Consider the following 17973-nt stretch of genomic DNA (forward strand, 5'->3'; position numbering starts at 1 on the left):
GGTGGTAGGGTACTTCACAGATAACCGAATAACGGATAGTTAAGAGATATGCCGCGACGCGACGACCTAAAAAAAATTCTGCTGCTGGGTTCGGGTCCAATTGTCATCGGACAAGCCTGTGAGTTTGACTATTCAGGGACTCAAGCCTGTAAAGCCCTACGAGAAGAAGGATATGATGTAGTTCTGGTCAACTCTAACCCAGCCACAATCATGACCGACCCGGAAACAGCCCGGCGGACATACATTGAACCCTTAACCCCAGAAATTGTGGAAAAAGTCATCGAGGCGGAACGTCCCGACGCTTTATTACCAACCATGGGGGGTCAGACCGCCTTAAATATTGCGGTGGCTTTGTCGAAAAATGGGGTTTTAGACAAATATGGTGTTGAACTGATTGGCGCTAAATTAGATGCGATTGAAAAAGCCGAAGATCGTCTCCTGTTCAAACAGGCGATGGAGAAAATTGGGGTCGGCTGCTGTCCATCAGGTATTGCGAATAACCTCAATGAAGCCAGGGCTATTGCGGAGCAAATTGGTAGTTATCCGCTGATTATTCGTCCCGCCTTCACTATGGGGGGTACAGGGGGCGGTATTGCTTATAATCAGGAAGAATACGAGGAATTGGCGATCGCTGGGTTGGATGCTTCCCCCATGTCCCAGATTTTGGTGGAACAGTCTTTAATTGGCTGGAAAGAATACGAGTTAGAGGTAATGCGGGATTTGGCGGATAATGTGGTGATTATCTGTTCCATTGAAAACCTCGACCCTATGGGGGTTCATACTGGCGATTCCATTACCGTCGCTCCGGCGCAAACCCTCACCGATAAGGAATATCAACGATTGCGGGATGCGGCGATTAAAATTATCCGGGAAATTGGGGTAGAAACGGGAGGTTCTAATATCCAGTTTTCCGTGAACCCGGTTAATGGAGATGTGATTGTCATTGAAATGAACCCCCGCGTCAGTCGGTCTTCGGCTTTGGCTTCCAAGGCGACTGGGTTCCCTATTGCGAAGTTTGCAGCCAAATTGTCTGTGGGTTATACCCTCGATGAAATTAGCAATGATATCACCAAAAAAACTCCGGCTTCTTTTGAACCAACTATTGATTATGTGGTCACCAAGATTCCCCGGTTTACTTTTGAGAAGTTCCCAGGTGCTGAACCAGTATTGACTACCCAAATGAAATCGGTGGGTGAGGCGATGGCTATTGGTGGCACTTTCTGCGAGTCCTTCCAAAAGGCTATGCGATCGCTCGAAACAGGTTTGGCGGGTTGGGGACTTAATACTAATGAAAAAGTCCCCAGTTTGGATACTATCCGTTCTGGTTTAAGGACTCCTAACCCCGACCGAATGCTAACGCTCCGCTATGCCATGTTATTGGGAATGTCGGTAGAGGAGATTTATGAGTTAACCGGGATTGACCCTTGGTTTTTGGATAAGTTGCAGCAATTGTTGGAGACGGAGAAATTTTTAAAACGCACTCCCTTCAACCAAATTAATCATGAGGATATGCTGGCGATTAAGCGACAAGGTTTTAGCGATCGCCAAATTGCTTTTGCAAGTCAAACCACCGAAGATGAAGTCCGTAAATATCGTAAGGGTTTAGGGGTCAAACCTGCCTATAAAATGGTGGATACCTGCGCCGCCGAATTTGAGTCTACCACCCCTTACTATTACTCTACCTATTGGGAAGAGGACGAAATGATCCCCTCCGACCGCCCCAAAGTCATGATTCTCGGCGGCGGACCTAACCGCATTGGTCAGGGGATTGAGTTTGACTATTGTTGCTGTCACGCCTCCTATTCTTTGCGCGATGATGGCTATATCACCATTATGGTTAACTCCAACCCGGAGACGGTTTCCACCGACTACGACACCAGCGATCGCCTCTATTTTGAACCCTTGACCAAGGAGGATGTTTTTAATATCATCGAGGCGGAAGAACCACTAGGTATTGTCATTCAGTTTGGCGGTCAGACTCCCTTAAAACTAGCCGTCCCCCTGGAAAAAGCCTTGTCAGAATCCACCCTAAAAACTAAAATTTGGGGGACTAGCCCTGACTCTATTGATACCGCTGAGGACCGGGAACGCTTCGAGAAAATTCTCCGGGAGTTGAATATTCAACAGGCGGCGAATGGAATGGCTCGCAGCTATGAAGAGGCTCTCGCGGTGGCGGGTCGTATCGGTTATCCGGTCGTCGTGCGTCCTTCCTATGTGTTGGGGGGTCGCGCCATGGAAATCGTCTATTCTGATGAGGAATTGGAACGATATATGACCTTTGCGGTGCTGGTGGAACCGGATCACCCGATTTTGGTTGATAAGTTCCTGGAAAATGCCGTTGAGGTCGATGTTGATGCGATCGCTGACCATACCGGAAATGTCGTCATCGGTGGGATTATGGAACATATCGAACAGGCGGGGATTCACTCCGGGGACTCCGCTTGTTCCATTCCTACCCAAAGTCTATCAGAAACCGTCCTCGCTACCATACGCCGCCAGACTATTCAATTAGCCAAGGCTTTGAATGTGGTGGGTCTGATGAACATTCAGTTTGCGGTACAAGGTGAACAGGTTTATATTCTGGAGGCTAACCCCCGCGCTTCCCGGACTGTTCCCTTTGTGTCTAAGGCGATCGGTATTCCTTTGGCGAAAATGGCTTCCCGCGTCATGTCTGGCAAGACTTTGGCAGAGTTGGGATATACTCAGGAGAAAATTCCCGATTATGTCTCGGTGAAAGAGGCGGTTTTACCTTTTGCTAAGTTCCCAGGTACGGATGTCCTCCTCGGTCCCGAAATGCGATCGACCGGAGAAGTTATGGGAATTGATACCGAATTCGGACGCGCCTTTGCTAAAGCCGAATTGGCGGCGGGTCAGGTGATACCCATGTCGGGGACGGTGTTTGTCTCTGTCAATGACCGCGATAAAGAAGCGATCGTTCCTGTGGTTCAAGATTTCCTGGATCTCGGCTTTAAGGTGACTGCTACCATCAACACTCGCAAGGTGTTATGGGAACATGGGGTTAAGGTTGACCTAGAGTTGAAACTCCATGAGGGTCGCCCTAATGTATTGGATGCTATTAAAAATCACGCGGTACAATTGGCGATTATCACGCCTTCGGGGTCGGAAGCACGCGCTGATGGGATTATGATTCGGCGATCGGCTTTGGCTTACAAGGTCCCGATTATTACCACTATCGCTGGCGCTAAAGCCACCATATCCGCTTTGCGATCGCTCCAGCAACGCCCCCTAGATGTTAAAGCCCTTCAAGACTATTACATTTAAAATAGTCTCGCCCTAGGGCTAATGGGCGGGTTTAGACGGTTGGCGGATTTTTTCCCAAAACCGTCGGGAATGCGATCGCACCACCTGTTCAAAACGGCGGCGGGGAAAGGGCGGGTGTATATCATTGGCTGGTGTGTTCCATGGCTGACTGCTGCACCCGCCCCTACATTACATTGGGCGCGTTATTCGAGGTCGAAATTCGGTGAAATTCGGTGAAATGCGATCGCACTACCTCACCAAAAACCGCCGTGGGGAAAGGGTCGGTGCTAGTAGGGGCGGGTGCTAGATCCGCCATCGGGAAAACCAGCCAACTACCTGCACCCGCCCTTCTTTTTTAATGCCCCTACATTGGGCGCGTTATTCTTGTTAACAAAAGGTTCGACTTGATCTCAGTCTTGACATTATGTAGACTATCTATCACAATCATGATTATAGAGCCTTTATTTTTCAAGTCATGGACCTACAATTATCCTTGTTTCCAGATGATCCAAAAGATAACAGCACCAGGAAACAGAAAAAAGCTAAATTAGGGCGTTATCAAAGAATTCAGCGTGAATTAGCCACAACCAAACGCGATCCTTATCAAGTTCAAGTTGATATTAATCCCGTATCCCAACCACTGCAAACCTATAACTTTATCGATCTATTTTCTGGTGCAGGGGGAATCACGCAGGGTTTTTGGCAAGCTGGTTTTAATCCAGTAGCTAGTGTAGAAATTAACCCAATTGCCTCCGCCACTCATCAGAGAAACTTTCCCAATTGTCATCATTTTTGTGGGGATGTTAATGATTTTAATCCTCACCAGTGGCTATCTAAAATTGGTTCTCCTTCAGTTCATCTGGTCGTAGGCGGGCCACCGTGTCAAGGTTTTTCTGTCGCTGGGAAGCGCGATCCCAATGACCCTCGCAATCATTTATTCCAACAATTTATTCGCATTGTTGCTGAAGTGCGTCCTTGGTATGTCGTTATGGAAAATGTGCCGGGAATTTTAACCCTCAAAAAAGGCAAAATTAAACAAGCTATTTTTTCTGCTTTTCAAGCCATTGGTTACACAAATATTTCCGTGGCAATTCTTGAATCTGCCGCCTATGGTGTTCCCCAAATCAGACCGAGAGCTATTTTTATAGCTAATCGTTTCGGAATGGAAAATCCTTATCCAAATCCTCAATTAGTTCCAGAGGAGTATCAGACAATTGAATCAGCAATTTCCGATCTACCAGCTTACCAACCCATTCCCAGTATTAATCATGAATGGACTCGTCATTCTCCCGAATATATGGAGCGGATATCAAAAGTACCTCCAGGAGGTTCTTTGTATCAAACCTATGTTGATGCTTTTAAGCGACAGTATCCCGGAAAACCTAGTATGACCATCAAAGAGAATCACGGGGGGACTCATATTCATCCCCATCTAAATCGGGTGATTTCAGCGCGAGAAATGGCTAGATTACAGACCTTTCCTGATTCTTTTATCTTTGAAGGAACCATGAAAAAAGCCATGTGGCAAATTGGAAATGCTGTTCCTCCACGTCTAGCAGAGTGTATTGGCTATGGACTCATTCCTTACTTAAATAGGATTGTCACAGAGGCTGAAAATGAGGCTGAAAATATAGTTGTCTCCGAAAAACAGCTTACTTATGTTCAGCTAATGTTGCATTAAGAGCATTACGCCATGACTCAAAATCATACCAACCGCAACCTATACAACCACCTTCTGCTTCCGCTCCCAATGGAGGAATATTATCAGGCCAGTTCTCACCCCCAGAATACCAGAAGCGGATACCCATGGGCTGCCCTCTTTTACCAGTTTTCATACATCTTTCACAACTTCTCGATTTCAGTAAATTGTGGTTGCCAGCACTATCTTTTTTGAGAAGTTGAAATTTTCTTTTGATTTCGTTTTCGTTCATGTTTATGTCATGACTAGGTTCGGCTTTACCCCAACGCTGCATAGGAAAACGGTGATCAATCACTAACTCATGGGTTGGTCTTTTTCGATTTTCAATAACGTCTTTATAATCATAAAGTTTCAAAATTATGTCTGCTAATTTGGGGGGAATAATAGCCGGAGCATTTGACGGTTTTATTTGCCCAGTCCATCTATCCCATCTGGTTTTTTTATTACAGATGTTACAGAAATCCCGTTTGGTCTCAAGATGTAGCCCCGGACGACTTTTAGTTCCGCGCTCTAGTCCTTGAATTCCACCACCTCCAGCGTATTGCTCCGATGCTACTTGCTTACCTTCACAAGTGCGACAGTGCCACTTCTGATCTGACAGCAAACTGAACACCTTTAACTGAGAAGAACCTGGTTTTAATTGGGATTTAAAATTAGCCACTAAATTGCGATTCATTCAGTCCTAGTTATTTCTATTTCTAAGTTGTCCAGAAGTTGAGATACGGTTATTCCTAAGCCCTCAGCAAGAGCCACAATCGCCGTAAGAGAAGGATTTCTGACACCACGCTCTAGACCAGATATATACGTGCGGTCTAGGTCACAGCGTAGCCCTAGTTCTTCTTGAGAAATACCCACAGCCATTCTATGCTGTCTAATCAGAAATCCCAAAGCTTTTAAGGTTTTTGCTTTTGATTTTTCCATAGAGTCATAATTACCCATGGTGGACGATAAGTCTACGGACTATCAGTCACATTAAGAGATATTTTTGTCCTCTCAAAGTCCCTCTCCCTCTCTGGGATCCAGATTTAGGGTGAGGGCAATGTATTAAGCGACTGGTGAACAAGCTGTACTCTGATTGACGATTCTCCTAACCGCTAATCTTCCCAGGTCTTGAATTTAACCGCCACCAGGTTAAACTCCCCAAAATTAACCCAATTAGACAACTCGCAACCAACTTATAGCTTTGTAATTTGCCTCGCGCCCTTTGCTTTTTGGGCGGGACTGGCAACCCGGCGGGCATAGGGGATAATTCCCCGTTGTGTTCCCTGGTATCATCTTCCTGGGCTTGACGGGATCTCATATCGTTTTTGCGGTGTTGCATAATAGAAAATGATATTCTCAAATAAATCAAGATGGATTGTCCTTATTGCCAAAGCCATAAAGTAGTCAAAAATGGTCATCGTCAGGGAAAACAGAGTTACCTGTGCCGTGAATGTGGTCGCCAATTTCGAGAAAATCCCTGTCCTGGAGGTTACAGTTCTGATGTCAAAGAGCTTTGTGTGAAAATTTCCCTCAATGGCATGGGATTTCGAGCCATTGAGAGAGTCACTGGTATTTCTCACAACACAATACTTAACTGGGTTAGAGTTGCAGAAACCCACATTGATGAGGAAAACTATGAAATTCCTGAAATAGCTCAAATTGATGAGCTTCAGACTTTTGTGGGTTCAAAAAAAAACCATCTGGGTCTGGACAGTTGTGAATACCAAACTGCCTGGAATTCTGAAGTTTGTCATAGGCGACCGCTCATTGCTGGCTTTTACCACATTATGGCAAATGATTCAGGGCTGGGCTGGTTTTCTATATATTACGGACGGATACAAAGTTTATCCTTGCTTAATTGAGGATTGCAATCATCTAGTCAGCAAAACGGCTATGACAAGAGTAGAAGGAGAAAACTGCCGTCTGAGGCACTATTTAGCCAGGCTACATCGCAAAACTTTGTGTGATTCCAAGTCCACTGAGATGTTGTACAAATCAATTCGCTTACTTATCTATTATTTGAAGCATGGACAACTTCCTCCGTTCTCTTAATCATTCTTCACTGTGCAATACCTAAAAGACAACGAAATCAACAACGATGGATTCTAACGTATTACCAGATATAGTCAAACTAGGAACTGATGGCATTACAGTTTTTTTTAGTCTGGCAGTTAATGAAGAAAAACCAGAAACTGATATCAGAGGTTAACTCCAGAGACAACGAACTAATGAAGCTGATTTACACAATCCTAAATCAATATAGGCAGTACCCAACAGGATTAAGCGATCGCACTGGCCGGATTAACCATCCCAGAGGAAAAGCCAAGGAGTAATTAATCAGACTGGCCCAATTGGGGACAACCTACTGGGAAAATGGACAATATAAGTACAAATTCCCAGCTAGGACAAAAAAGCGATCGCATCAAGTCCCTGGATACCAATCTGAACTGCTACAATTCCAAGACTAAAGTAAACGCTTCGCCTCTATTCCTAATCTGACTCTGGGGCTAATGGTAAAACCCAAGTCTCCACTAGCCATCTCTGGGAAGAGGACAATATCAATATTTTTTGATTTTTATAGATTACCATAATCGCAATTAAACCGCTTATTGCTCAAAATTGCTATACCACAATTGTCTGTATTGACTTGCCATAGATGGTTTTAGCCAATATGCTCTCAGTCAATTCTGCCAGATTATATATATTCTGCCTACTTGACATATCAATTTTTTTTGAAATAATAGATACTATACCCAACTTGACCGGGACTAGGGGCCTGATTAATTAGGTTTCCGGGTCCCCGTGGGGTATGTATTTAGTCCCTCAACTTAGATATGGGGATTAAAGCAAGTCCTAATAGTCAGGATTTAACATGAGTAATGATTCGCCAAAAGTCAATAAATCAGCCGTACAAGCAGGGGGTAAATTAAACGTTTTTGAAAAGTACCTCACTGTATGGGTGATTCTCTGTATTATAGCAGGTATTGTCCTGGGTCGATTGTTTCCAGATGTGGCAGTAACCCTGGATTCAATGAGTATCTATCAGGTGTCAATTCCTATAGCCATTTGTCTGTTTTTCATGATGTATCCCATCATGGTAAAAATTGACTTTACCCAGGCGGTGAATGCGGCTAAAGCACCTAAGCCAGTGCTATTAACTCTGGTGATAAATTGGCTAATTAAACCGTTTACCATGGTGGCTTTTTCTCTATTTTTTCTGGGGTGGTTATTTCGACCAATTATCGCCGGAACTGAGATATTAAGAGGGGCAGAAATTCCCATAGCTGATTCCTATATTGCCGGGACTATTTTATTGGGAATTGCCCCCTGTACAGCCATGGTTTTAATGTGGGGTTATCTCTCCTACAGCAACCAAGGACTTACCCTGGTTATGGTGGCGGTTAATTCGCTGATGATGCTGTTTTTATACGCACCATTGGGACGGTGGTTGCTGTCGGCAAATAACTTAACTGTACCTTGGCAAACTATTTTATTATCAGTCCTGATTTATGTGGGTTTGCCACTGGCGGCGGGGATGTATACTCGCTATTTGATTTTTCAGTATAAAGGAAAGGCTTGGTTTGAAAGAGAGTTCCTGAAATATTTAAGTCCTGTGGCTACGGCGGCTTTATTAATTACCCTGATTTTGCTGTTTGCTTTTAAGGGTGATTTAATTGTGGAAAATCCCCTGCATATTCTGTTAATTGCTGTGCCACTATTTCTGCAAACCAATTTTATCTTTTTGATTACCTATGTGGCGGCTTTGAAAATGAAGCTATCCTATGAGGATGCTGCGCCAGCTTCTTTAATTGGCGCGAGTAATCATTTTGAAGTAGCGATCGCTACGGCGGTGACACTGTTTGGTTTAAATTCTGGAGCGGCTTTAGCAACTGTGGTGGGGGTATTAATTGAGGTTCCGGTGATGTTAATGTTGGTGAAGTTTTGCCAAAAAACGGCTTTTTGGTTTCCGCGAGAACCGGAAAAAGCTACACTGCTAGACCCCCGTTGTTTAAACTGCTAATTCAATCATGACTAATTTTGACCATCCTCCCAGAATCCTGTTTTTGTATGGTTCATTAAGAAAGCGATCTTACAGTCGGTTACTAGCAGAAGAAGCCGCTAGAATTATTACTGATATGGGTGCGGAAGTGCGTTTTTTTCATCCCCATGATTTACCCTTGCGCGATCGCTTTGATGAGTCTCACCCAGAAGTTCAAAAATTGCGCGAACTTAGTCAATGGTCAGAAGGTCAAGTTTGGTCATCCCCAGAAATGCACGGTAATATTACTGGTATTCTGAAAAACCAAATTGACTGGATACCTTTGAGTATTGGTGCGGTTAGACCTACTCAGGGTAAAACTCTAGCGGTGATGCAAGTTAGCGGAGGTTCCCAGTCTTTTAATGCGGTGAATACCATGCGAATTTTGGGGCGTTGGATGCGAATGTTTACCATTCCCAATCAATCCTCAGTTGCTAAGGCTTATCAGGAGTTTAATGAGGATGGAACTATGAAAGATTCACCTTATCGCGATCGGGTTATTGATGTCATGGAGGAACTCTATAAATTTACCCTACTGTTGCGGGATCAGGTCGATTACTTGACTGACCGCCACAGTGAACGCCAGGAAATCGCCAAAAAAGCAGTTATTGAAACTGCACAAAAAGCACTTTAGTTATACCTTAAAAATCTGGAGAAACCATGAAAAAAGTCATGTTTGTTTGCAAAAAAAATTCCTCCCGTTCCCAAATGGCTGAGGGGTTTGCTAAGGTAATCGGAAAAGATAAAATAGCTGTGACCAGTTCGGGATTGGAAAGCAGCGAAGTTAACCCTTATGCTATCAAAGCAATGGACGATGTGGGTATTGATATTAGCAAGCAAACCTCTAATGCTTTAAGTGAATTTAAACCCGAAGATTATGACGCGGTAATTTCCCTCTGTGGTTGCGGTGTGAATTTGCCAGAAGAATGGCTAACACGAGAGATATTTGAGGATTGGCAATTAGACGACCCAGCGGAAAAGCCGGAGATTTTTCCCAGGGTTAGGGAGGAAGTTCGAGACCGGGTGGAAAAGTTAATTAAAACATTGTTAGACGATAACTAACCTGATTGAGGTTCTGGGGTGGGTTGCTGTTGTTAATTCACCACAGAATCTGGTTTGAATAACATCTAGTTATTTCGGTCAAGCCTATATCAGCCAAGTTAGTCTAGGGTGGGGTGTATAATATATATCAGTGTAATGCGGAGTTAGGAATTATGATAGCAGTTGACACCCTGACCCATAAAACTGATGTTTTTTATCCGAGTGAGGACGGAGAACCCTTGGCAGAAACTTATGATCACGTTTACGCCATAATGGCGACTATGCTAGTTCTGAAAGAATACCTAAAAAACCGAAAAGCGACGGTTTTGGCTGACCAATTTATGTATTATGCGGCGGGTTTCCCTAAGTTGCGAGTAGCCCCTGATGTGATGGTGATTTTTGATGTGGAACCGGGGGGAAGAGATAACTATAAAATTTGGGAAGAGGGACAGGTTCCGGTTGTCATTTTTGAGATGACTTCTCCGAGTACAAAAGAACAAGACCAAACGGTTAAGAAAAATCTCTATGAAAGTTTGGAGGTGAAAGAATACTGGTTATTTGACCCGAAAGGGGAGTGGATAACTGAACAATTACGGGGTTATCGTTTAGTGGGAGATAGTTACCAATTAATTACGGATAACCGCAGTGCAACTCTGGGTTTGCGTTTACAAGTTGCCGGGAAAATAATCGAGTTTTCCCGAGAAGATAACGGACAAAAATTGCTAATTCCTGATGAGGTATACGAGGCTTTGCAAGAGGCTACTTTGGCTAGAATAGAAGCTGAACAACGGGCGGAAGCGGAAAAACAACGGGCGGATGAATTGGCAGCATTATTAAATCAATATCGCGAGCAATTTGGGGATTTACGTTAATCAAGTAAATAACTGATCACAACCCTGATAAAATACATCAGGAATAATGGGGGGGGTTTCATTGACCGGGGGTACAGCCCTCACCCCCAACTCCTCCCGGGGGAGGGGGCTTGAGAATGTGCTGGTTTAAGAAATCTGCTAGAGTAAAAGTTAGTAGTTAATTGAGATGATTTACTATTGACAAATCCCGGAACTTGACTTATGATGAAATCATGGGAAAATGTGGCGGCATATATAAGCCAAAATTAATAATCCTGTTATTGAGACTGCTAAAATATCTAAAGACTAATAACTGTTAAGATGCAACCCGTAGATTATACCACGCTGATAGGGTCTTGTTGTGAATTGCGGTCTAACTGGTTACCAGCAAGACTTGAACAGGTGTATCAGCGCGATCGCTTTACTATTTCTCTCGCCCTACGAACGCTGAAGGGTAGGGGCTGGTTAGACATTTCTTGGCATCCCCAAGCGGCACGAATTTGTATTTCTACGCCGCCGCCACGGGTTGCTGATACGTTCACATTTAGCGACCAATTGCGACACCAACTGAGTGGTTTGGCTTTAGTAGACATTGCGGAAGTTGCGCCCTGGGAAAGGGTTTTAGACCTGCAATTTGCGAAGCGTCCGGGAGAAGCGGCGCTCTGGCATTTGTATGTAGAAATAATGACGAAATATAGCAATGTTATTTTAACGGGAAAAGATAACTTAATTGTGACGGCGGCGCACCAAGTGAGTTCTCAACAGTCTAGTGTGCGTCCGATCCAAACAGGCGATCGCTATGAATTACCGCCCGGTCTGACTGACCCCATTCCTAAGCTAGAAGAACCCCTAGAAAAGTGGCAAGAAAGAGTTAGTTTAATTCCCGATTTGCTGAAACGACAATTAATGAAAAGCTATCGAGGTTTAAGTTCGACTTTAGCAGTGGGTTTAATGGCGGCGGCGAATTTGGAAAGCGATCGCACTACGGACAGTCTAAGCAATGAAGAATGGGAAAAACTATTCCAGCAGTGGCGACAGTGGTTAACAGCGTTAGAAACTGGTAAATTTGAACCGGTTTGGACAGCCACAGGTTACAGCGTCATGGGTTGGGGAAAGATAGGGGAAAGTCCGGCGAATGTGCAGGAACTTCTCAATGAGTATTACACCCAGGAATTAAACGGTCAGGAGTTCAGACAATTACAGCATCAAATCAGCCAAAAATTGCAGACACTCCTAAAGAAATTGGGGGTAAAGTTAGCGGAATTTAACCAGCGCCTACAACAGTCAGAAAAAGCGGATTTATATCGTAGTCAAGCGGACTTATTAATGGCTAGTTTACATGAGTGGCAGCCGGGAATGAAATCAATCACCCTCGCTGATTTTGAAACATCTGCACCTGTAAAAATTCCCCTAGAACCGGAAAAAAATGCGGTGCAAAATGCCCAAAGTCTCTATAAACGCCATCAGAAAATGAAACGCGCCCGCATGGCGATCGCTCCACTAATTGAAGCTGTCCGGGAAGAAATCAACTATCTGGAACAAGTAGAAGCAGCCCTATATCAAGTTGCTAATTATAGAAAACCGGGAGATTTGCAAACCCTGACAGAAATTCGAGGGGAATTAATCGAGGAAGGATATCTAACAATTCCCGACTATCGCCCCCAAAACTTAGGAACAGAAACGGAATTTTATCGGTATGTAACCCCTGGTGGTTTTGAGTTATTAGTAGGTCGGAATAATCAACAAAACGATCGCCTCACATTTCGGGTAGCCACGGACTATGATTTATGGTTTCATACCCAGGAAATTCCTGGAAGCCATGCTTTATTAAGGCTACCAGCGGGACAGGTTCCTGATGATAATGATTTGCAGTTTACGGCTAATATCACGGCCTATTATAGCCGCGCGCGTCAGAGTGAACAGGTCCCCGTCATTTACACCCAGCCGAAATATGTTTATAAACCCAAGGGGGCGAAACCGGGAATGGTTATCTATAAAAATGAACAGGTTTTATGGGGTGTACCTCAACAGGCGATCGCCCTTTTGGGGCTAGATGGCTAAAAAGTTAATTTTTTTAAAAAATGTTGTGCTTTTTGTTACAATGCAATGGAGAGGTTTGAGAATTTATACCCGCTACTGAAGGCGGAACGCCCAGCTCGGGTATCCTCAAATCACAACAACAACGGTATCCTTATTTAGCGTGACCAGTCCCCGTCAGGAGTCTGGTCATTTTCATTAAGCCTGACCGGGAAGGCGATCGCAACGGATCTCTATCATAAATCCATCGGGGTCATACAAGTAGATACCGCGACCTGTGGGGCGGCTGATAGGTCCTCTGGCGATCGCGACATTATGATTCTGTAAAGCCTCAACAGCCGTATCAAAGAGAGTCGGATCAATATCAAAAGCCAAATGATTGGCCCCAGTAAACTCATGGGTCGGGTCAGGGTGGGGAGGTTGTAGGTTAGGTTCCGAAAATAAATCAATCACTGTGCCATCTCCGGTGACAAAGTTGGCTACTTTTCCGGCTGCAACTAATGATTTGAGGGTGCTGGGAACCTCATCCCCGGTTAGTTCATGGAGTCCCAGGACTTTGCCATAAAATTGACGAGAAGCCCGGATATCAGCAACATTTAAGGCGATATGATGGACGCGACGTAGCATCCCAGCGGTTAAGCACTTTTGATTATGATTGGAGATAGTCTGCATGGCGAAAACTCCGCAAAATAGCTATTGATCCATTCTAGCTAAATTAGTAGATAACGGGGGTGATATCTGGGGAGATTTTCTCAATTTTTGATTGATTATTAATGGGATGTAATTATAGCATATTTATTCCCGAAACGCCAGCCCAAATCAGTGGCAAAAAACCAGCAGAAGACCAATAGTTAGAGGATTCCGGTTGACCACCCCACGATTATCCTCTGTCACTATGGGGAAAAATTGCTATAATTGCGGATCATATTCAACCCATCAACTGGACCCTTGACAAATATTCTATGGTAAGACCAATTTTTAATAGCATTAAAATTAGTGCGATCGCCTTAATGTTAATAGGGGTAGGATTCCATTTTCCCACCCTTTCCGCCGCCGCCCAAAATCAGTCGGAAGAAGTAGATCTAGGAGTTCTCGATCCCTTTGCGCCTAACCCCCTGCTGAGTCAAGAACCTGACCCTTTATTACCTAACCCCCCCAGAGACGGAAATATCCTCAGTGAAAGTGAACAAGAAACCCTCGCCCCTGAACTCGATCGCCTGAACGCGGAAGCCACGGCTCTCCTGGCGGCGGGAAATGCGATCGCTGCTTTTGAATTATGGACTAGGGAACTGCGCTTACGTCGCTATTTCGGACCTTTGGAAGAAATCGCCGCCCTAGAAAGAGTCGGGTTAATTTCCTGGGAAAATGGTCAGCGTCTCTACTTGGAATTTATTACGGATCGCCTCCATCAAATTCTCCTCAACAGCCCCGATCAGACTATTTTAGAAGCCCTAGGAAATGCCTTTCAAACAGTCCGCGCCAAAGATTATGGAATCCAAGCATATCAGAGGCTGTTAGAAATTTATGCAGAAGATAATATCTGGCAAAAAGAAGGATGGTTAAATGCGATCGCTGTGATTTATCTTAACTGGTTAGACTATCCCCAAGCAGCGGCGGCTTACCGAGAATTACTGCGAACTCAACAACAGATCGAAAACCTGCGCCAACGGGGAGAACTACCGCCACCACCACCACCCATAGCCAACGGAAACCCCCCACCTTCGCGATTACAATCTCTCCGAAATTTAGCATTTATTTATGAACAAATGAGGGAATTTTTAGAAGCGATCGCCACTCGTGATCAACTGGTTGAATATCATCTTGGACAGTCCAATTTAGGGCCGATTCCCGACCTCAAAATAGCGATCGCCACCAACCATGAACAACTCGGTCAATTCCAACAAGCTGGTCAAGCCTATCAACAAGCCTATCAGTTTGCCATAAATATCCAACAATTTGAGAATGCTAGTATCGCCCTCGCGCGATTAGCGCAACTTTATATGGAACAAAATCAAACTGAAACCGCCTTAGAATTATATCAAGCTAAACTACTGGTTAATCAACGTTCCTTCAATTTTTTTTCCATGATGAACACCTATGATAATATAGGAGAAATCCATCGGCAAAAACAAGCATATCCCCAAGCATTACAAGCCTTTCAAAGAGCCTTACAACTCGCCCAACAACTCCAACACAAAGAGGATTATTTTCTCGCCAAAATTGATGAAATCAACCGCCAAATCAGATAAATAATTCCCCCTTAGCAGAGTATTTGATACCCTTTGAAAAAGTCATCAATTGTCCCGCTCAAAATCTAGTAGTTCTGGTTTTCAGTAAATTACAACCCACCAAAATTGAACTTATAGACAACAAAAATGTCAATAAACTGCTAGGACGCAGTATAATTCTGGCGTGTAGAAATACCAAGATAATTCCCAGCGATAGCAGTATCCAACCCAAATTTCCAGTTTCCCTAGGAAAAGAGATCAAAGCCACCAAACCAGAAACCATCAACAAAACACTCCCAGCGGTTGACATACTTCCGAACAAATTGAGTGACAACCTAGTAGCGACTATGATATTCTGACCGAGAAAATAAATCCCCAATAACACTAGCGCCAATCCTACCAATGGTGTTATAATTTTCATAACTCTCCATGACCTTGGTTAATTTGTGTTAATGGTAGTCTAGCATTTTCCTCATACCAATGGGGAAGAGTCTTTCACCCCGGAGAGTTGGTGAGAGTTGCTTTCCGTCCGGTCAACCCCTCACGTAAAACTCCTGGGAGGGTTTTCCTCTCCGTGATTGATCACGGAGAGGAAAACCGACTCAAGCGGCTGACCGCCGCCAGCACCCCCTTGCGGGGTGGAGGGGTATGGTTGCCCCTCCATGGAGCTATGGTTGGCTCCGACTCCCTTGCGGGGTAATGTTTGCGCTTGCGCTAACGCGCACGCTGCGCGAACGCCAATGTTCAGAGTCGGTACTATCCAAATCGCACGTCCTTAACCCCTTAGAGATGTTTAACGATTCGGTTCTAGGGCCTGGAACTAGCACGCATTCCCGGGTAGGAACTTTAACTCTTGCTCTGAACGGAGCCAGTTAAGGCTATAGCTGGTCAGCTACCTGAAAGGGGGGCACGAAGCCCCCGTGCTTCAGCCGGGGGTGCTGACATCAACTCATGAAAATTCCCCACCAGTATCTCAACCTCCATTGTAGACTAAAATCATAGACTAAATAGATTGGTTTCTGGTGAGGAGTGTAACCTAGGGGGAATTGGCTGATATATTACTAAGCACCAACGGACTCTTTAGCCGCATACATGACTTCTAAGGTGATTTCTTGGAAACCGCGATCGCGGGCGAATTTCTCCGTGTTGCGCTTGACCTTACCCCGCACAAAACCGGGAACCTTATTTAATTCCGCCTGAGCATCTTTAGACCAACTCAAATCAGAATCAGCGGAAATTCCCTTAGTAATCACTTCCTTGGTATCATGACCTCCGAAGATTTCCAACAGGTGATCTTCCATACCCAAGGTAAAGGAATTATACACCAAATCAGCCATTTGATTAGTTCCCTCATAGCCTAAAAATGGCTTATATCCAATGGGGAAATTTTGGATATGAATAGGCGCAGCAATGACACCACAAGGGATATTTAAACGCTTCCCAACGTGGCGTTCCATTTGGGTTCCAAAAATAGCAGCAGGTTCAAGACGAGCGATCGCATCAGCGATCGCACCATGATCATCACTAATTAAAACCTGATCACAGTATTCGCTAACTTGCTGTTTAAACCAGTCCGCATCATACTTACAATAAGTTCCAGCCAAAACCACATGAATACCCATTTCCCGCGCCAGAATTTTAGTCATAGCTGCCGCGTGGGTATTATCCCCAAACACCACCGCTTTTTTACCAGTTAAATTCTGGCAATCAATCGAACGAGAGAACCAAGCCGCCTGGGAAACATACAGAGTTTGATTATTGATATATTCTTCATAATCGACACCAGCACCTTGAGCATTAATCAACTCTTGAATTTGGCGGATACACCGCGCAGTTTCTACCACCCCCATAGGAGTTATATCAACATAAGGCGTTCCCAATTCAGCCTGTAAATATTCAGCCGTCATCATTCCCAATTCCCGATAGGGAACTAAGTTAAACCAAGCGCGAGACAGATTTTTGAGGTTATGAACTGATGCGCCTTCCGGGATTACCTCATTTACCTGAATTCCCAAATCTGCCATTAACCGTTTTAATTCAGTACAATCATGTTGATTATGGAAACCTAGGGTAGACATTCCCAGAATATTAACCGAAGGTTGCGCCGTTTTTCCTTCCGGTAAATCCCCTTTTTTTCGGGCTTTTTCAGTATAGAATTGGACAATTTGTTGTAAGGTGCGATCGGCCGCCTGTAGTTCATTAACCCGATAGTGATTAACATCTGCTAACATCACATCCCCTTGAGCGTCCAACTGAGCGCGTTCTACAAAATTCGCCAAGTCTTCTTGCAGAATACTAGAGGTACAGGTAGGGGTCAAAACAATTAAATCTGGGTTTTCTTCCCGATCTTTACGAACAATATTATCAACGACTTTTTCCTGGGAACCGCGCGCCAAGACGTGGCGATCGACGATACTAGCTGTTACTGGGGTGTAGTCCCTTTCCCGTTCTAACATAGACCGCATTACATTAAAGTAATCATCCCCCAAAGGAGCGTGCATAATTGCGTGTACATTCTGAAAAGAACTAGCAATGCGGAGTGTCCCAATATGAGCAGGTCCTGCATACATCCAGTAGGCTAATTTCATACAATTTTCTCCCTTATTTATAATTACTGATCACGGGTTCTGGTGATAGTCTCAATCTGCCAATTTATCGACAGTACCGAGTAAAAACACCTATTTTCCTAGACGATACATTCAGGCTCTAGTGATTCAGTCTGCCACTTAAATAACCATTTGATGATGGGATGCAATGATTCTTATATTTATTGTTGAGATTTGTAAAGATTTCGGCAATTCCCTTGACAAAATTACCCAGATTATCCCACAAAAA

The 17973-nt window shown here is 44.3% G+C and carries 18 protein-coding genes and 1 pseudogene; 11 read left to right on the plus strand and 8 right to left on the minus strand.

Annotated elements, in window-relative coordinates; all coding sequences use genetic code 11:
• Window positions 1-48: 48 nt before the first annotated feature.
• Window positions 49-3282 (plus strand): carbamoyl-phosphate synthase large subunit, encoded by a 3234-nt coding sequence (gene carB, locus XZ46_RS22515; protein ID WP_006670841.1) that lies wholly within the window; start codon window positions 49-51, stop codon window positions 3280-3282.
• On the opposite strand, the gene XZ46_RS37650 is transcribed toward carB, so the two are convergent.
• Window positions 3279-3407, minus strand: a complete 129-nt coding sequence (locus XZ46_RS37650; RefSeq protein WP_257720182.1) for a hypothetical protein — start codon at window positions 3405-3407, stop codon at window positions 3279-3281. The genes carB and XZ46_RS37650 overlap by 4 nt on opposite strands.
• 38 nt (window positions 3408-3445) lie before the next feature.
• Entirely contained in the window at window positions 3446-3577 is a 132-nt protein-coding gene (locus XZ46_RS37655) for a hypothetical protein (RefSeq protein ID WP_257720183.1), read from the minus strand.
• Window positions 3578-3736: 159 nt separating this feature from the next.
• On the opposite strand from XZ46_RS37655, the gene XZ46_RS22520 reads away from it, so the two are divergent.
• Window positions 3737-4942, plus strand: coding sequence for a DNA cytosine methyltransferase (locus XZ46_RS22520; protein WP_008054305.1), 1206 nt, complete (start codon window positions 3737-3739; stop codon window positions 4940-4942).
• Here XZ46_RS22520 and XZ46_RS22525 read toward each other — a convergent pair.
• From XZ46_RS22525 to XZ46_RS22535, 3 genes are all read right to left on the minus strand, one after another.
• Window positions 4914-5621, minus strand: coding sequence for a restriction endonuclease (locus XZ46_RS22525; protein ID WP_228116402.1), 708 nt, complete (start codon window positions 5619-5621; stop codon window positions 4914-4916). The two genes, XZ46_RS22520 and XZ46_RS22525, sit on opposite strands and share 29 nt — an antisense overlap.
• Before the next feature lie 11 nt (window positions 5622-5632).
• On the minus strand, window positions 5633-5899 hold the full coding sequence (locus XZ46_RS22530; RefSeq protein ID WP_006623273.1) for a helix-turn-helix domain-containing protein: 267 nt from the start codon (window positions 5897-5899) through the stop codon (window positions 5633-5635).
• Window positions 5900-6047: 148 nt separating this feature from the next.
• Window positions 6048-6260 carry a hypothetical protein gene (locus XZ46_RS22535; RefSeq protein WP_228116403.1) on the minus strand — a complete coding sequence of 71 codons (213 nt, stop codon included), beginning with the start codon at window positions 6258-6260 and terminating at the stop codon, window positions 6048-6050.
• Window positions 6261-6312: 52 nt separating this feature from the next.
• Between XZ46_RS22535 and XZ46_RS22540 the strand changes: the two genes are divergently transcribed.
• From XZ46_RS22540 to XZ46_RS22570, 7 genes and pseudogenes are all read left to right on the plus strand, one after another.
• A protein-coding gene (locus XZ46_RS22540) for an IS1-like element ISArma2 family transposase (RefSeq protein WP_085937415.1) occupies window positions 6313-6994 on the plus strand; the annotation gives its coding sequence in 2 pieces (ribosomal slippage) (window positions 6313-6630 and window positions 6632-6994; 681 coding nt in all).
• A gap of 46 nt (window positions 6995-7040) precedes the next feature.
• A pseudogene (locus XZ46_RS22545) lies at window positions 7041-7275 on the plus strand (hypothetical protein).
• Between the two features lie 539 nt (window positions 7276-7814).
• A complete protein-coding gene (arsB, locus tag XZ46_RS22550; protein ID WP_008054309.1) occupies window positions 7815-8963 on the plus strand; it encodes an ACR3 family arsenite efflux transporter in 1149 nt (382 codons plus the stop codon).
• Window positions 8964-8970: 7 nt separating this feature from the next.
• Window positions 8971-9615, plus strand: a complete 645-nt coding sequence (gene arsH, locus XZ46_RS22555) for an arsenical resistance protein ArsH (protein ID WP_008054310.1) — start codon at window positions 8971-8973, stop codon at window positions 9613-9615.
• 26 nt (window positions 9616-9641) lie between these two features.
• A complete protein-coding gene (gene arsC / locus XZ46_RS22560) occupies window positions 9642-10043 on the plus strand; it encodes an arsenate reductase, glutathione/glutaredoxin type (RefSeq protein WP_006623281.1) in 402 nt (133 codons plus the stop codon).
• A gap of 152 nt (window positions 10044-10195) precedes the next feature.
• Window positions 10196-10894: a Uma2 family endonuclease gene (locus XZ46_RS22565; RefSeq protein ID WP_048895258.1), complete on the plus strand. Its 699-nt coding sequence runs from the start codon at window positions 10196-10198 to the stop codon at window positions 10892-10894.
• Between the two features lie 300 nt (window positions 10895-11194).
• A complete protein-coding gene (locus tag XZ46_RS22570; protein WP_006623284.1) occupies window positions 11195-12934 on the plus strand; it encodes an Rqc2 family fibronectin-binding protein in 1740 nt (579 codons plus the stop codon).
• Window positions 12935-13108: 174 nt separating this feature from the next.
• Here the strand turns inward: XZ46_RS22570 and XZ46_RS22575 are convergent, their stop codons facing one another.
• A complete protein-coding gene (locus XZ46_RS22575) occupies window positions 13109-13582 on the minus strand; it encodes a VOC family protein (protein WP_006623285.1) in 474 nt (157 codons plus the stop codon).
• A gap of 290 nt (window positions 13583-13872) precedes the next feature.
• Here XZ46_RS22575 and XZ46_RS22580 point away from each other — a divergent pair, with 290 nt between their 5' ends.
• Window positions 13873-15159 carry a tetratricopeptide repeat protein gene (locus XZ46_RS22580; RefSeq protein ID WP_006623286.1) on the plus strand — a complete coding sequence of 429 codons (1287 nt, stop codon included), beginning with the start codon at window positions 13873-13875 and terminating at the stop codon, window positions 15157-15159.
• A 58-nt stretch (window positions 15160-15217) separates the two neighbouring features.
• On the opposite strand, the gene XZ46_RS30815 is transcribed toward XZ46_RS22580, so the two are convergent.
• Window positions 15218-15448: a hypothetical protein gene (locus tag XZ46_RS30815; RefSeq protein ID WP_228116404.1), complete on the minus strand. Its 231-nt coding sequence runs from the start codon at window positions 15446-15448 to the stop codon at window positions 15218-15220.
• Window positions 15449-15646: 198 nt separating this feature from the next.
• On the opposite strand from XZ46_RS30815, the gene XZ46_RS37035 reads away from it, so the two are divergent.
• The gene (locus XZ46_RS37035; protein WP_008054341.1) at window positions 15647-15838 is read left to right on the plus strand and encodes a hypothetical protein; all 192 of its coding nucleotides are present in this window, start codon (window positions 15647-15649) and stop codon (window positions 15836-15838) included.
• A 361-nt stretch (window positions 15839-16199) separates the two neighbouring features.
• On the opposite strand, the gene bchB is transcribed toward XZ46_RS37035, so the two are convergent.
• On the minus strand, window positions 16200-17726 hold the full coding sequence (bchB, locus tag XZ46_RS22590) for a ferredoxin:protochlorophyllide reductase (ATP-dependent) subunit B (RefSeq protein WP_006623288.1): 1527 nt from the start codon (window positions 17724-17726) through the stop codon (window positions 16200-16202).
• Window positions 17727-17973: the final 247 nt, after the last annotated feature.

Origin of the sequence: Limnospira indica PCC 8005 (genome assembly GCF_000973065.1) — a bacterium.
Classification (GTDB): Bacteria; Cyanobacteriota; Cyanobacteriia; order Cyanobacteriales; family Microcoleaceae; genus Limnospira; species Limnospira fusiformis.

What these genes read in the sequence shown, in the direction of transcription:
- XZ46_RS30815 (WP_228116404.1), bottom strand. Translation starts at nt 15,448, where the DNA reads ATGTCAACCGCTGGGAGTGTTTTGTTGATGGTTTCTGGTTTGGTGGCT.
- XZ46_RS22570 (WP_006623284.1), top strand. Translation starts at nt 11,195, where the DNA reads ATGCAACCCGTAGATTATACCACGCTGATAGGGTCTTGTTGTGAATTG.
- arsB (WP_008054309.1), top strand. Translation starts at nt 7,815, where the DNA reads ATGAGTAATGATTCGCCAAAAGTCAATAAATCAGCCGTACAAGCAGGG.
- arsC (WP_006623281.1), top strand. Translation starts at nt 9,642, where the DNA reads ATGAAAAAAGTCATGTTTGTTTGCAAAAAAAATTCCTCCCGTTCCCAA.
- XZ46_RS22580 (WP_006623286.1), top strand. Translation starts at nt 13,873, where the DNA reads ATGGTAAGACCAATTTTTAATAGCATTAAAATTAGTGCGATCGCCTTA.
- XZ46_RS22535 (WP_228116403.1), bottom strand. Translation starts at nt 6,260, where the DNA reads ATGAGATCCCGTCAAGCCCAGGAAGATGATACCAGGGAACACAACGGG.
- carB (WP_006670841.1), top strand. Translation starts at nt 49, where the DNA reads ATGCCGCGACGCGACGACCTAAAAAAAATTCTGCTGCTGGGTTCGGGT.
- XZ46_RS37650 (WP_257720182.1), bottom strand. Translation starts at nt 3,407, where the DNA reads ATGATATACACCCGCCCTTTCCCCGCCGCCGTTTTGAACAGGTGGTGC.
- bchB (WP_006623288.1), bottom strand. Translation starts at nt 17,726, where the DNA reads ATGAAATTAGCCTACTGGATGTATGCAGGACCTGCTCATATTGGGACA.
- XZ46_RS37655 (WP_257720183.1), bottom strand. Translation starts at nt 3,577, where the DNA reads ATGGCGGATCTAGCACCCGCCCCTACTAGCACCGACCCTTTCCCCACG.
- XZ46_RS22565 (WP_048895258.1), top strand. Translation starts at nt 10,196, where the DNA reads ATGATAGCAGTTGACACCCTGACCCATAAAACTGATGTTTTTTATCCG.
- XZ46_RS22575 (WP_006623285.1), bottom strand. Translation starts at nt 13,582, where the DNA reads ATGCAGACTATCTCCAATCATAATCAAAAGTGCTTAACCGCTGGGATG.
- arsH (WP_008054310.1), top strand. Translation starts at nt 8,971, where the DNA reads ATGACTAATTTTGACCATCCTCCCAGAATCCTGTTTTTGTATGGTTCA.
- XZ46_RS22530 (WP_006623273.1), bottom strand. Translation starts at nt 5,899, where the DNA reads ATGGGTAATTATGACTCTATGGAAAAATCAAAAGCAAAAACCTTAAAA.
- XZ46_RS22520 (WP_008054305.1), top strand. Translation starts at nt 3,737, where the DNA reads ATGGACCTACAATTATCCTTGTTTCCAGATGATCCAAAAGATAACAGC.